This is a genomic window from Streptococcus alactolyticus (assembly GCF_042649785.1).
In the GTDB taxonomy this organism is placed as follows: domain Bacteria; phylum Bacillota; class Bacilli; order Lactobacillales; family Streptococcaceae; genus Streptococcus; species Streptococcus alactolyticus.
The window spans coordinates 68,971-82,473 of sequence record NZ_JBHRZX010000012.1 but is presented as its reverse complement, the minus strand read 5'-3'; the positions used below and the strand labels follow the sequence as shown (position 1 = coordinate 82,473).

The window sequence follows — 13,503 nt, the reverse complement described above, 5'->3', positions numbered from 1 at the left end:
TGAGAAGCTGAGACCATGCGTCCCTGCTTCTTTATTATTTTGGTGGGTCAGGTTAGAGGTCTGACTAGAAAGGATATTAGCAAATGGGAAAATACCAGTTAGATTATAAAGGGATGCAACAAGTGGAACGTTTTCATGAAAAACATTCAAATGTGAAAACTGACAAAAAAGCGCGTGTTAGTCAGTTGAAAGCGCAGTTTTTAGAAAAAGCTAAAAAGAAAAGTAAATAGAGGTACCGTTTATGCAATTACGAAGACCTGAATTATCAGATAAAGCAGCTGTTATTGACATGATGAAAGAATTTGAGGCAAGTCAATCTGCTCATGACGGCGGTTTTTGGTCTGTGGATAACTTTGTTTATGAGGACTGGATTGAAAGAAATCAATTAAGTGAAATGGGTATTGATGTGCCGTCAACGTTTGTTCCAGCGATTCAATTTGTTTCTTTTGATGATAACGGAAGGGTTCTAGGATTTTTGCATTTACGTTTACGTCTAAATGATAATCTCTTAAATAAGGGGGGACATATTGGGTATTCGATTCGTCCGTCAGAGCGTCATAAGGGATTGGCTAAGAAACAGCTTCATCTAGGTTTACTAGAAGCTAAAAAGAAAAACATCAAACAAGCTTTGGTGACTTGTCACACGGATAATATTGCCAGCCGAAAGGTGATTTTAGCAAATGGTGGTGTTTTAGAAGATGTCCGTGAGTCAACTGAGCGTTATTGGATCAATCTGGCTGAAGAATAACTTTTGGATAAGTCAAATAATTAGATTAGAAAGAAGGCTAGGATGGAAGAAGCAAATTGGAATACTCCCAAGCCTGGTGAATGGAAATCAGAAGAATTAAGCCAAGGGCGTATCATTGATTACAAAGCATTTAACTTTGTTGATGGAGAAGGTGTGCGGAATTCCTTGTATGTGTCGGGTTGTATGTTTCACTGCAAGGGGTGTTATAACGCAGCGACCTGGTCATTTCAAGCAGGAATGCCTTATACCAAGGAGCTAGAAGAGCAAATCATGGCGGATTTGGCACAACCTTATGTCCAAGGTTTGACGCTTTTGGGCGGTGAACCCTTCTTGAATACAGGGATTTTATTGCCCTTGATTAAGCGCGTGCGCCGTGAATTGCCAGAAAAAGACATTTGGTCTTGGACAGGGTACACTTGGGAAGAAATGATGCAAGAAACCCCAGATAAGCTGGAAATGCTGAGTTTGATTGACATTTTGGTGGATGGTCGCTTTGACATCACCAGGAAGAATTTGATGTTGCAATTTCGTGGGTCTTCAAATCAGCGTATTATCGATGTTCAGAAGTCTTTGAAAGCTGGCGAAGTGGTTATTTGGGATAAATTAAATGATGGCACGGAAAATTTTGAACAAGTTAGCCGCGATGATTTGATTTAAAAAGAGCAGTTCAAACGAGCTGCTTTTTTTGTGTTATCCACAAGACAATTCACGCCTTATGTTGTTTTATCAAGGGTTTTGAGAGTCGGATTTCACAATTATAAACAAGTTATCCCCAAAATATGAGCATGGTTATCCACAGGTTGTTCATAACTTGTGTGTAAAAGTGGATAAAAGAACAAAAAAGCATCCCTGACGATGCCAAAACACAGTTACTGCAAAAGTAACTTGAATTTGACCTTGTCAGAGATGGATTTGTGGATAACTATGCTTATTCTTCTTCTGGGTAAGTGAGGTTCCAATCTTGGCGGAGTTTGGTCATGATGTCCATGACATCTTTGGTGTAGTCAAGGTGCATGACATTTTCTTGACCAGAAACGGCTTTTTCCATATCAGCGACTTCGTAAGAAAGGGCAAGTGCCGTGCTGCCAGCTTCGATGACTTCTTGGTGCCCATCTTCAGTGTAGGTAATCACAGCCTTTTGACCGCGAGGGTATTCGTAAAGCTCGATGTAGCCTTTATCATAGGCGATGGTCCCACGTTTTGGTTGTTTCGCATGAAGGCTCAAGGTCAAGGTTGCCATTTCGCCTTGGTCATTTGTCAGCAAAATACCTGCCTGTTCGTCAACGCCTGTTGGGGCAAGTTTGACTTGAGAAGCAATTTGGTTGGGTGTTGAAGTCATAAACCAGCGAACAAATGAAAGAGCGTAAACACCGATATCAAGCAGAGCGCCACCAGCGAGGTTGCGATTGAAGAAACGGTTGGTCATGTCATATTCTTTGTAGCTACCAAAGTTCATTTGGATGATTTTCAATTCTCCAAGTTTTCCACTGGCAATGATTTCAGATAATTGACGGTAAATTGGCATGTGGAAAATAGTCATGGCTTCTGCCAGCACGACATGATTGTCTTCGGCCAGTTTAATGGCTTCGTTTAATTCGTCAGCGTTTAGAGTGATTGATTTTTCACACAAAACGTGTTTGCCTTTGGCCAAAGCTTTGCGCAAGAAATTGATATGGGTATTGTGTGGTGTTGAGATGTAAATAATGTCAACTTCAGGGTCATCAAAAACGTCATCAATGTTTTGATAAACCTTGTCAATGCCATATTTTTCAGCGAAAGCGAGTCCTTTATCATAAGTACGATTAGCGACAGAATAAAGCTTTCGTCCTTGTTGTTCTAGGGCTTGTGCTAACTCATTAGCAATGACCCCTGTTCCTAAAGTTGCCCAATTGTAATGTTTTGTTGTCATAAAAGCCTCCTTAAAAATTAGTATAGCAAAAAAGCGCTATCATGTCTGCTATTATTATTTGAGTCAGGCGTTTTTAAATCTGCTATTATGTGCATTTTTTGATAAAATAGTTCTAATCAGAATAAAGGAGATTTGTTATGACTCGATATCAAGATGATTTTTATGATGCCGTCAACGGCGAATGGGAAAAAACAGCGGTCATCCCTGATGATAAGCCTCGCACAGGTGGTTTTTCAGACTTGTCAGATGAGATTGAAGACCTTATGTTAGAAAACACAGACAAGTGGCTTAGTGGCAAGGATGTGCCTGATGATAGTATTTTGCAAAACTTTGTGAAGTTGCACCGCATGGCTGCAGACTACGACAAACGTGAGGAAGTGGGCGTTGCACCCGTTCTTCCTTTAATCAAAGAATACCAAGATTTGGGTTCTTTTTCAGACTTTTCAGGTAAGATTGCGGAGTTTGAATTGGCTGGCAAACCAAACGCCTTTCCATTTGGTGTGGCACCTGATTTCATGAACGCTCAATTAAATGTTTTGTGGGCTGAGGCTCCTGAAACCATTTTGCCAGACACCACTTACTATGCAGAAGATAACGAAAAAGGGAAAGAATTACTGGCTATTTGGCGTCACATGCAAGAAGAATTGTTGGCAAAATTTGGTTTTTCAGCTGAAGAAATCAGCGATTTGTTGGACAAGGTGATTGCCTTAGATGCCAAACTAGCTAAGTACGTTTTGTCACGTGAAGAATCATCAGAATACGTCAAATTATACCACCCTTATGATTGGGCAGATTTTGTCAAACTTGCTCCAGAATTGCCTTTGGATGCGATTTTCACACGTATTTTGGGTGAGGTGCCTGACAAGGTTATTGTACCTGAGGAACGTTTTTGGACAGAGTTTGCGTCTGACTATTACTCAGAAGACAATTGGGATTTGTTAAAGGCTGATTTGGTGCTTTCAGCTGCAGATAATTATAATGGCTATTTGACTGATGAGATTCGTGTGCTTTCAGGCACTTATGGTCGAGCCCTTTCAGGAACGCCACAAGCCATAGACAAGAAAAAAGCGGCTTATTATTTGGCTTCAGGACCTTACAACCAAGCTCTAGGATTGTGGTATGCAGGTCAAAAATTCTCACCAGAAGCCAAAGCCGATGTGGAACACAAAGTGGCTACCATGATTGATGTTTACAAAAAACGCTTGGCGTCAGCAGATTGGTTGGCTCAAGAAACGCGTGATAAGGCCATCGTCAAACTCAACACGATTACGCCACATATTGGTTACCCTGAAAAATTGCCTGAAACCTATACCAAGAAAATCATTGACGAATCGTTGTCATTGGTTGAAAATGCTCAAAATCTTGCTAAGATTTCAATCGCTCATAGTTGGAGCAAATGGAACAAGCCTGTTGACCGTAGCGAATGGCATATGCCAGCCCACATGGTCAATGCTTACTACGACCCACAACAAAACCAAATTGTCTTTCCAGCTGCTATTTTACAAGCACCATTTTACAGTTTGGAACAAAGTTCATCTGCCAACTATGGTGGTATCGGAGCAGTGATTGCCCACGAAATTTCTCACGCCTTTGATACCAACGGAGCTTCATTTGACGAAAATGGTAGCTTGAACAATTGGTGGCAAGAAGCAGATTACAAGGCTTTCACGGAACGTACGGATAAAATTGTTGAGCAGTTTGATGGTTTGGATTCTTACGGAGCGAAAGTCAACGGAAAATTGACGGTTTCTGAAAACGTGGCAGACCTTGGCGGTGTGGCTTGCGCACTTGAGGCAGCCAAACAAGATGACGATTTCTCTGCGCGTGATTTCTTTATCAATTTTGCAACCATTTGGCGCATGAAAGCTCGTCCAGAGTACATGCAAATGTTGGCAAGCATTGACGTTCACGCTCCTGGCAAGCTTCGTACTAACGTCACCTTAACTAACTTCGATGATTTCCATGAAGAATTTGATGTTAAAGCTGGCGACCCTATGTGGCGTGCTCCAGAAGACCGTGTGATTATTTGGTAATGGCTAACAAAAAAGCCTCGACATTAACTGTCGAGGTCTTTTATTTTTGGAAAAAGAGCGTTATTTTCCCAGCCTCTGCCTGCCAGCAGGAGAATTTGTGGGATAAATTGAATGAGGTAACGTGATTTCCCACCTTCAAAAATCATGAGGAAGGCTAAGCCGCCAAGTAAGGCCAGCAGCAAAAAATCATTGCTTTCAAATGAGAAGCGCGTAGCTTTGATCATACCGATAATCATGATTAACCAAATGATTTGCCTGATGAGAAAGGACAGCTGGTATTCCACCGTGTCTGAGCTAATCCAGAATCGCCGAACAGCTTTTAAAAAGGCATTGTTTTTGGTGTAGGAATAAAGAGGGGAAACGTAAGGCGTTTTTTCATCGTCAGGATTTTCAAAATACGTCCACCCCAAGCTGCCATCCATGAGTGTTGCTCCCAATTTCACCACCAAATGTGCCCCAAAAGTGACAGGTGTGTAGTCGTTTAAGCGACGCTTGATGTCTTTGATGATATTTTCCGTGGCAAACATCCCATTGTTGTAGTTGTCCCGTTCGCTTTCATCCACGTATTGTAACAATCCCGCTTTCATATCCGCTTGGTCTGTTCCTGAAAATGTCAGTCCCAAATCCACAAAGAGCAGGGCTGATTTGGCTAAGCCTTTACCTTTGAGCAGTTGAATTTCGGTTTGGTGGCTCTCTAAGTATTTGCCGCCAGCATAAATACTACCAAAGCTGACGAGAAAAAGGCTGAAAATGATAATTCCTTTCTTCCAGTAACGGTTTAGCCCAAGTATCATAAAAAGTGCAATGATTAAGACAAGCGCAGTCGGACGAATGAAATAAGTCACTCCTGTCACGATTCCCAAAAGAGTAGCGTTTTTTAGGAGTTGTATCTTTTGGTTTGTTTGTAGTAAAGCAAGCGCCAAGGCAGTCTGCAAACACAGCAGCGGCAAAGCTAAAACGTCCGTGTACATGCTCATAAAAAAGGGCGAAAATAGAAACAGGAAGGTAAAGAAGAAAAAGCAACGATCAGCTATCTTCTGATTGCCATAGCGTTTGGCCGTGGCATAGATAATATAGGCTGAGGCATTCACATAAAGCATGTTTAACCCCATCATGCCCCACAGTCCATTTTCATGAAAAAGATTGAAAAACAGCCGTTCGTACAAGAACAAAAAGAGGTTATTGGGGTTGCGCGTGATGTAGTTCACGGTTAAATCTTCGGCAAGGTAGTGAAAGGCTCCTGTGAAAACCACCGCCGCATCTCTTCGGATGAGTAATCTCGCCGAGAATAGCAGGAGTATTTGAAAAGCAATTGCCACGAGCATAACTGCCCTTTTATGTTGCGTGATGAACTTAAAAAGTGTCGAACCAAATGCTAGAATGGCTTTTCTAAACAGCCAAAAGCTAACTAGAATGATAATCAACCCAAGCGGAGAAGTCCATCCTAAAAATCCTACGGCAACTAAAAAAGCAAATGCAAAAATTCCCCGAATCGCATAACGCACGCTTAGGGAAAAGTATTTGTTGACGGTATCCATTAGTCCTGTTTTCCTCAATATGTAAAAATAGTCAGTATGACCATTATACCACAGCACAAGCCCTTTCAAATGGTGAGAAAAAGCCTATTCCCGAATGGAAATGCTGAAGCTGTCCGTGTCAATGCTAGCTTTTGCTCCAATCGTAATGGTAAAAAGCGGTTGGGTGTGGGCAAAGTCAAGATCATACATGACAGGAATGGTTTTCAAAATCGGGTGTTTGTCCAAGATGTAGATCAAGATATCTTGGGTCATTTGGCATTCTTTAGGAAATCGTCCGATAAGCACGGCTTTGGGCTGAGGGTAAGCCTGCAAAATTGCTGCCAAATTGCGCGTGAATTCGTAATAACCGTCTTCTTCGGATTGTTCCAAAAAAAGGACATAGTCTTCTACCTGTGGGGCATACGGTGTTCCGCGAAGAAGTCCAAAAGTAGATAAATTTCCACCAATAATGGTGCCAGAAGCTTTCCCTGCGTTGTAAATTTTCCATTCTGTTGGCATAAAATGACGTGGTTGTGTTGGGTCATACCAAGGGTCGCTTGACCACTCTTGACTTGGAACAAGGTCGTAAGCTGATTTTGTCGTGGCGTTTAACCAAGCCTTGCTCTGGTAATCTTGACCTTCTTTCATTTTAAAACTAGAATATGACGGTCCCATGTAAGTGAGGTTTCCAGTTTTAGCAAAAATAGCATTCAAAAAGGCTGTCGAATCCGAATAGCCACAGATGATTTTAGGGTGTTTGGCAATTAAGTCGTAGTCAAGATAGGGCAACAGTTCGTTAGAATTAAAACCACCAATCGTAGCCAGAATAGCATCAACAGAGTCATCAGCAAAAGCAGCGTGCAAATCAGCAACACGGCTCTTGATTGAAGAAGAATAGAGCATATCAGACTCTAAGTAATGTTCTGAAAATGACACACGAAATCCTAGATTTTCTAACGTTTCTTTGGCAGAAAGGTTGGCTTCAAATCCACCCAAGCGAGCAATTGAATCTGACGGACTGAGTACGCGAATGTGACTGTTAGGACTTAGTTTTTTCATAAAACGCCTCCAAAGATCTTTAGTATTATAGCATAAATCCCGTATTTTACAAGGAAAATAGAATCGGTAAGATAAGTTCAGAATTTAAGAAATCTACTTGACGCCATTTAGATTTTAAGGTAGAATATTATTTGTTATGGCGGTATAGCCAAGTGGTAAGGCACGGCTCTGCAAAAGCTTGATCGTCGGTTCAAATCCGTCTACCGCCTTTTAAGATACGAAATAAAAAGTCCGATTTTGTCGGGCTTTTTATTTTTTTATACGTAATTGAGTTTATTGCTGTCTGTTCATCGACACAGGAAACATGAAGTCTATTTTGGAGATATTTCTCTTACTCAAAATCCAGTTTTATCCAGAATGAATATTTCGATGATGCCTCAATTGCATGCTCCACTAAAAGGAATATCAATTAAACAATCAGTAACTGCAATCGGTAGAATAAGGGGACTTTCTAATGGAGTACTACAACAGGAAGTTAATGGGATACTCCAAAAATTAGATATAAAAAAGAGGGAAAATAAAACTGGGGAAAAGCTCTCCGGTGGGTTAAAACGACTAACATCGTTTGCGATGGCTGTTATTTCTCCGCCTAAAATTATTTTATTGGATGAACTAACGAATGATGTTGATCCAATAAGAAGGCATAAACTATGGTCATATCTAAAAGAGCTAGCTTCTAAAGGGCATATAGTTGTTATAGTAACGCATAATATCTTAGAAGTTGAAAAGTATGCAGATAAGTACTACTTATTTGAAAATGGAAAAGTTAAAACATATGGAAATGTAAGGGAATTATCGGTTAATTCAAAAAGTATCGTAAGATTTTTAGTTAAATCGAAGCGGACTTTAGAGGATTTTCCATTTGAATATGCGATCAATATAAATGGTGAAGTGGAGTGTCAATTGGATAATCAAAAGGTTTCTAAGCTATTTGAATGGATGGCAGATAGAATTGATAAGAAATTGATTTCGTATTACAGTGTGGCTACTGAAACTTTAAACGATAGTTATGGAGAGTTGGCTGAAAAGTAATCTACAACAATCATGAGTTTAATGACGTGGAGTTATATCAGGAATAAATCGCTAATCATTCTTTGTAGCATTGTTCAAGTCCTAATTTAATGACTCTGACAACACAGTTAATTTTGATGATTGGTTTACTATTTTCCCCATTCTTTTTCCAGCAAGAAGAATTCCGATGATCATTTTGAAGGTATATAGATTTTTGCCATTTGTTCCATCTGGCGATTTAGTTAGGAATAGTGTTTTTGGAGATCAAGTTATTTCAGTTAGTCAGATTATCACGTTAGTTGTGTGGTTAATCATCTGTTTTTTGTTATCGTTAAAGTGTCTGAATAAAACGAATTAGACTAATAATCCCACCCTCTAAATAAACGCTTGGTGATAGGATATTTGACTTGTCAAAAAAGGGTAGATGTGGTAAAATCAGCTTGTTGTATTATGCAACAAATACTCATTCTAGATGTATTGTGACTCTGTTGCTCATCACGAGTGGATTTGCAAGATGAAGTCTAGAAGAGGAAAAAAACATTATAAAAAGGAGAAACTACTCATGGCAGTAATTTCAATGAAACAACTTCTTGAGGCTGGTGTTCACTTCGGTCACCAAACTCGTCGCTGGAACCCTAAGATGGCTAAATACATCTTCACAGAACGTAACGGTATCCACGTTATCGACCTTCAACAAACTGTAAAAATGGCTGACGCTGCTTACGACTTCGTTCGTGACGCTGCTGCAAACGACGCTGTTATCTTGTTTGTTGGTACTAAAAAACAAGCTGCTGATGCTGTTAAAGAAGAAGCAGAACGTGCTGGTCAATACTACATCAACCACCGTTGGTTGGGTGGAACTCTTACAAACTGGGACACTATCCAAAAACGTATCGCTCGTTTGAAAGAAATCAAACGCATGGAAGAAGATGGAACTTTTGAAGTTCTTCCTAAGAAAGAAGTTGCTCTTCTTAACAAACAACGTGCTCGTCTTGAAAAATTCTTGGGTGGTATCGAAGATATGCCTCGTATCCCAGACGTAATGTACGTTGTTGACCCACATAAAGAACAAATCGCTGTTAAAGAAGCTAAAAAACTTGGTATCCCTGTTGTTGCAATGGTTGATACAAACGCTGACCCAGATGATATCGATGTTATCATCCCAGCAAACGATGACGCTATCCGTGCGGTTAAATTGATTACTTCTAAAATGGCAGATGCTATCATCGAAGGACGTCAAGGTGAAGATGCAGATGTTGATTTTGCATCAGAAGCACAAGCTGATTCAATCGAAGAAATCGTTGAAGTTGTAGAAGGAGACAACGACTAATTTTTAAGGCTTTAGATAGGCTTAAATAGGCTTTAAAACGGGGCAGAAAGCAAACCGCTCTGTCTCGTTTTTATTATAAAAACAAACTTCCTGGAGGACTTAAGAAATGGCAATTACTGCAGCTCAAGTAAAAGAATTGCGCGAAAAATCAGGTGCTGGTGTCATGGACGCCAAAAAAGCCCTTGTTGAAACTGATGGTGATATGGAAAAAGCAATTGAATTGCTTCGCGAAAAAGGGATGGCTAAAGCAGCTAAAAAAGCTGACCGCGTTGCTGCTGAAGGCTTGACTGGTATTTATGTTGACGGAAATGTTGCAGCAGTTGTTGAAGTTAACGCTGAAACAGACTTCGTTGCGAAAAACGCTCAATTCGTTGAATTAGTTGAAGCAACAGCTAAAGCTATCGCAGAACAAAAACCTGCTAACAATGAAGAAGCTCTTAAGGTGACTTTACCTTCAGGGGAAACTTTGGAGGCTGCTTATGTTAACGCAACAGCAACTATCGGAGAAAAAATTTCATTCCGTCGTTTTGCTATTGTTGAAAAAACTGATGACCAATACTTTGGTGCTTACCAACACAACGGTGGACGTATCGGTGTTATCACAGTTGTAGAAGGTGGCGATGATGCTCTTGCTAAACAAGTATCAATGCACGTTGCAGCGATGAAACCAACAGTTCTTTCATACGAAGAACTTGATCAAGAATTCATCCACGATGAATTGGCTCAAATGAACCACAAAATCGACCAAGACAACGAATCACGTGCAATGGTTAACAAGCCAGCTCTTCCACACTTGAAATTCGGTTCTAAATCACAATTGACTGATGAGGTAATCGCTCAAGCAGAAGAAGATATCAAAGCAGAACTTAAAGCAGAAGGCAAACCAGAAAAAATCTGGGATAAAATCATTCCAGGTAAAATGGACCGCTTCATGCTTGACAACACTAAAGTTGACCAACAATATACACTTCTTGCACAAGTTTACATCATGGACGACAGCAAAACTGTTGAACAATACCTTGATTCAGTAGGTGCTAAAGTGACAACTTTCGAACGCTTCGAAGTTGGGGAAGGTATCGAAAAATCAGCTAACGACTTCGAATCAGAAGTTGCAGCAACAATGGCAGCCGCTCTTAACAACTAAGAAACGGTGTCTAACTAAAAAGTCTGAGCTAGTAGCTCAGACTTTTTTTATTTGGTAGAAAGTATTTTTCAAATAAGAAGTTAAGACGTTTAAAAGAACTTAGGTTGCCCCTAAGCTCTTTTGATTGATTTTTTAGCTGATTGCCCCTAGACCAAAGACGGTTAGTGTTCCCATGATGATACCTGCGAGGATAACTCCAAGCATAACGGCAATAACACTTTGTTTGAAATTCCAGTCAAGGATTGAGGCTGCTAGAGTCCCTGTCCAAGCTCCTGTACCAGGAATTGGAATACCGACAAATAAAAGTAAAGCGATAAAGACCCCACGGTCGCCAGCAGCTGCTTCTAATTTTTGACCTCCGCTATGACCTTTCTTCAAGCACCATGTAAAGAAACCACCGATAACAGGTTTATCTGCTCCCCATTCAAGCACACGACGGGCAAAGAAAAAAATGATTGGCACAGGTATCATGTTACCAAAGACCCCGATAATAAGTGCTTGCCACATTGGGATACCAGTTGCGATAGCGTAAGGAACGGCACCACGCAATTCGATAAGAGGTACCATAGCAATAAGAAATGTAATGAGATAATTCATTTAGTCACTTATAACCTTTCGTTTGTTTCAGATTTTATTTTATCTTATATTAGAAACAAACACAACTAAAAATGAATAATTATAGCATGAAAATAATAGCCTGGAAAGTTTGCTAAGAGTTTCATGATATTTGGGGGCTTTTCATTTATAAAAGACCATAATTTTGATATAATAATAGTCAATTATAGTCAAAGACAGACCTTTGAGGTCTTTTGCTTGAAAGGAGGAGTCTAGTGGCTAAAAATACATCGGACTGTATTGAAGAATATATAAAGCAGCTATTAGCTCAATCAGGTATTGCTGAAATCAAACGCTCAAACTTGGCTGATACCTTTCAAGTCGTTCCTAGCCAAATTAACTATGTGATTAAGACACGTTTTACCGAAAGTCGTGGCTATACGGTTGAAAGTAAGCGAGGTGGGGGTGGCTATATTCGCATCGCGAGGGTGCGTTTTTCAGACCGTCATCAAATGTTTGGTAATCTGATGGCACATATTGGGGAGCGCATTAGTGAACAGATCTTTACGGACTTGATTCAGCAGCTTTTTGAAGAAAAGATTATCAGCGAGCGTGAAGGGAATTTAATCTTGGCAACGGCTTCAGATGAGGTTCTCGGAGAAAACGCCCCAGAGATTAGAGCGCGGATGTTGCGCCGAATTTTACAAAGATTAGATAGAAAAGGATTTCATTTATGAGTGAGTACTCGTTAAAAATGCAGGAGGTTTTCAATGTCGCGCAGTATCAAGCAGCACGTTTTGAAAGCCCCTATTTAGAGAGTTGGCATGTGCTATTGGCCATGGTAGCTGTACATGATTCAGTAGCAGGTCTTACCTTTGCAGAATACCAAAGTCGTATTCCTTATGAAGAATACGAAGCAGCAGCTGTTTTGGCACTAAATAAGTCACCGTTGGAACGTGTTGAGCAGATGCGTTTTGTGGAACAGTCAAAAGCGCTTAGCGATGTTCTTGACTTTGCACAAGAGATTAGTGTTGTGACGGACGACATTGAAGTTGGGACAGAGCACGTACTTTATGCCATGTTGTTAAACTTGGATTTGTTTGCGACACGTTTATTGGAAGTGGCTGGTTTCAAGCAGAAAGAAGACGGCGATTCGGTTCGTTTGATTGATTTGCGTAAGAGCTTGGCACGTTATGCGGGCTTTACCAAGGAAAATATCAAAGCCATTCATGAGCTTTGTAAACCGAAAAAAGCAAGCATGGGCGGTGCTTTTTCAGACATGATTAAACCGCAATCCACTGCAGGAGAACTGTCTGATTTTACGCGTGATTTGACGGAAATGGCACGTCAAGGAAAGCTTGAGCCCGTTATCGGACGTGACAAAGAAATTTCACGAATGGTGCAAGTGCTTAGCCGTAAAACTAAGAACAATCCTGTCTTGGTGGGAGAAGCTGGTGTTGGTAAGACAGCTTTGGCTTATGGTTTGGCGCAACGCATTATCAATGGAGCGATTCCATATGAATTGCAAGATATGCGTGTCTTGGAATTGGACATGATGAGTGTGGTTGCTGGCACGCGTTTTCGTGGGGATTTTGAAGAGCGCATGAATCAAATCATTTCAGATATTGAAGCAGATGGTCATATTATCTTGTTTATTGATGAAGTGCACACGATTATGGGGTCAGGGTCAGGCATTGACAGCACCTTAGATGCGGCAAATATCCTAAAACCTGCCTTGGCGCGTGGTACCTTGCACATGGTGGGTGCAACAACACAAGAAGAATACCAAAAACACCTTGAAAAAGATGCTGCGCTTTCTCGTCGTTTTGCGAAAATCACGATTGAAGAGCCAAGTGTTGAAGATGCTTATCAGATTTTGTTGGGCTTGAAGAAATCTTATGAGGACTTCCATAATGTTACCATTTCAGATGCCGCTGTTTTGACAGCTGTTAAATCTGCTCACCGTTATTTGACCAGCAAAAACCTACCTGATTCTGCTATTGATTTGCTGGATGAAGCCAGTGCAACCGTGCAAAGTTTAGTTAAGAAAGAAGCGCCAGCGATGTTGACGCCTGCTGACCAAGCCATTTTAGATGGCGATTTTGCTTTAGCGACAAGCTTGCTCAAAAAGGCAGATACCAAGGTGAAACGTAAACCAACACCTGTCACAGAAGATGATATTATGGCGACTTTAAGC

At 40.6% G+C, this 13,503-nt stretch carries 13 protein-coding genes and 1 tRNA gene; 10 read left to right on the top strand and 4 right to left on the bottom strand.

Going from position 1 to position 13,503, the window contains the following annotated elements; all coding sequences use genetic code 11:
- Positions 1 to 83 precede the first annotated feature (83 nt).
- Genes ACFORE_RS03220 through nrdG form a run of 3 tightly spaced genes read left to right on the top strand, consistent with a single transcriptional unit; the run spans position 84 to position 1,405 of the window.
- Positions 84 to 230: a hypothetical protein gene (locus ACFORE_RS03220; protein ID WP_012962621.1), complete on the top strand. Its 147-nt coding sequence runs from the start codon at positions 84 to 86 to the stop codon at positions 228 to 230.
- An 11-nt stretch (positions 231 to 241) separates the two neighbouring features.
- Positions 242 to 748: a GNAT family N-acetyltransferase gene (locus ACFORE_RS03215; protein ID WP_293651043.1), complete on the top strand. Its 507-nt coding sequence runs from the start codon at positions 242 to 244 to the stop codon at positions 746 to 748.
- A 42-nt stretch (positions 749 to 790) separates the two neighbouring features.
- On the top strand, positions 791 to 1,405 hold the full coding sequence (gene nrdG / locus ACFORE_RS03210; RefSeq protein WP_154454906.1) for an anaerobic ribonucleoside-triphosphate reductase activating protein: 615 nt from the start codon (positions 791 to 793) through the stop codon (positions 1,403 to 1,405).
- A 271-nt stretch (positions 1,406 to 1,676) separates the two neighbouring features.
- Here nrdG and ACFORE_RS03205 read toward each other — a convergent pair whose 3' ends face one another.
- Positions 1,677 to 2,657: a Gfo/Idh/MocA family protein gene (locus ACFORE_RS03205; RefSeq protein ID WP_154454907.1), complete on the bottom strand. Its 981-nt coding sequence runs from the start codon at positions 2,655 to 2,657 to the stop codon at positions 1,677 to 1,679.
- A 137-nt stretch (positions 2,658 to 2,794) separates the two neighbouring features.
- Between ACFORE_RS03205 and ACFORE_RS03200 the strand changes: the two genes are divergently transcribed.
- Positions 2,795 to 4,690, top strand: coding sequence for a M13 family metallopeptidase (locus ACFORE_RS03200; protein ID WP_380434966.1), 1,896 nt, complete (start codon positions 2,795 to 2,797; stop codon positions 4,688 to 4,690).
- A 23-nt stretch (positions 4,691 to 4,713) separates the two neighbouring features.
- Here ACFORE_RS03200 and ACFORE_RS03195 read toward each other — a convergent pair whose 3' ends face one another.
- Together ACFORE_RS03195 and ACFORE_RS03190 are read right to left on the bottom strand one after the other, a co-directional pair.
- On the bottom strand, positions 4,714 to 6,228 hold the full coding sequence (locus tag ACFORE_RS03195) for a glycosyltransferase family 39 protein (RefSeq protein ID WP_235280794.1): 1,515 nt from the start codon (positions 6,226 to 6,228) through the stop codon (positions 4,714 to 4,716).
- An 84-nt stretch (positions 6,229 to 6,312) separates the two neighbouring features.
- Entirely contained in the window at positions 6,313 to 7,266 is a 954-nt protein-coding gene (locus tag ACFORE_RS03190) for a S66 family peptidase (protein WP_154454910.1), read from the bottom strand.
- Between the two features lie 138 nt (positions 7,267 to 7,404).
- Between ACFORE_RS03190 and ACFORE_RS03185 the strand changes: the two genes are divergently transcribed.
- The 4 genes from ACFORE_RS03185 (at position 7,405) to tsf (ending at position 10,751) form a co-directional block, all read left to right on the top strand.
- Positions 7,405 to 7,475, top strand: a tRNA-Cys gene (locus ACFORE_RS03185).
- A 58-nt stretch (positions 7,476 to 7,533) separates the two neighbouring features.
- Positions 7,534 to 8,298 (top strand): ATP-binding cassette domain-containing protein, encoded by a 765-nt coding sequence (locus ACFORE_RS03180; protein WP_380434965.1) that lies wholly within the window; start codon positions 7,534 to 7,536, stop codon positions 8,296 to 8,298.
- A 541-nt stretch (positions 8,299 to 8,839) separates the two neighbouring features.
- Positions 8,840 to 9,607, top strand: a complete 768-nt coding sequence (gene rpsB / locus ACFORE_RS03175) for a 30S ribosomal protein S2 (protein ID WP_154454912.1) — start codon at positions 8,840 to 8,842, stop codon at positions 9,605 to 9,607.
- A gap of 106 nt (positions 9,608 to 9,713) precedes the next feature.
- Positions 9,714 to 10,751, top strand: a complete 1,038-nt coding sequence (gene tsf / locus ACFORE_RS03170; RefSeq protein ID WP_154454913.1) for a translation elongation factor Ts — start codon at positions 9,714 to 9,716, stop codon at positions 10,749 to 10,751.
- Positions 10,752 to 10,883: 132 nt separating this feature from the next.
- On the opposite strand, the gene ACFORE_RS03165 is transcribed toward tsf, so the two are convergent.
- On the bottom strand, positions 10,884 to 11,348 hold the full coding sequence (locus tag ACFORE_RS03165) for a COG2426 family protein (RefSeq protein ID WP_154454914.1): 465 nt from the start codon (positions 11,346 to 11,348) through the stop codon (positions 10,884 to 10,886).
- A 233-nt stretch (positions 11,349 to 11,581) separates the two neighbouring features.
- On the opposite strand from ACFORE_RS03165, the gene ACFORE_RS03160 reads away from it, so the two are divergent.
- A complete protein-coding gene (locus ACFORE_RS03160; RefSeq protein WP_294009832.1) occupies positions 11,582 to 12,043 on the top strand; it encodes a CtsR family transcriptional regulator in 462 nt (153 codons plus the stop codon).
- On the top strand, positions 12,040 to 13,503 hold a 1,464-nt coding region (locus ACFORE_RS03155), incomplete at its 3' end, for an AAA family ATPase (protein WP_380434964.1). The genes ACFORE_RS03160 and ACFORE_RS03155, both read left to right, overlap by 4 nt.

Coding starts and splice junctions, on each gene's coding strand:
- tsf (WP_154454913.1), top strand. CDS start 9,714: ATGGCAATTACTGCAGCTCAAGTAAAAGAATTGCGCGAAAAATCAGGT.
- rpsB (WP_154454912.1), top strand. CDS start 8,840: ATGGCAGTAATTTCAATGAAACAACTTCTTGAGGCTGGTGTTCACTTC.
- nrdG (WP_154454906.1), top strand. CDS start 791: ATGGAAGAAGCAAATTGGAATACTCCCAAGCCTGGTGAATGGAAATCA.
- ACFORE_RS03200 (WP_380434966.1), top strand. CDS start 2,795: ATGACTCGATATCAAGATGATTTTTATGATGCCGTCAACGGCGAATGG.
- ACFORE_RS03195 (WP_235280794.1), bottom strand. CDS start 6,228: ATGGATACCGTCAACAAATACTTTTCCCTAAGCGTGCGTTATGCGATT.
- ACFORE_RS03220 (WP_012962621.1), top strand. CDS start 84: ATGGGAAAATACCAGTTAGATTATAAAGGGATGCAACAAGTGGAACGT.
- ACFORE_RS03165 (WP_154454914.1), bottom strand. CDS start 11,348: ATGAATTATCTCATTACATTTCTTATTGCTATGGTACCTCTTATCGAA.
- ACFORE_RS03190 (WP_154454910.1), bottom strand. CDS start 7,266: ATGAAAAAACTAAGTCCTAACAGTCACATTCGCGTACTCAGTCCGTCA.
- ACFORE_RS03215 (WP_293651043.1), top strand. CDS start 242: ATGCAATTACGAAGACCTGAATTATCAGATAAAGCAGCTGTTATTGAC.
- ACFORE_RS03205 (WP_154454907.1), bottom strand. CDS start 2,657: ATGACAACAAAACATTACAATTGGGCAACTTTAGGAACAGGGGTCATT.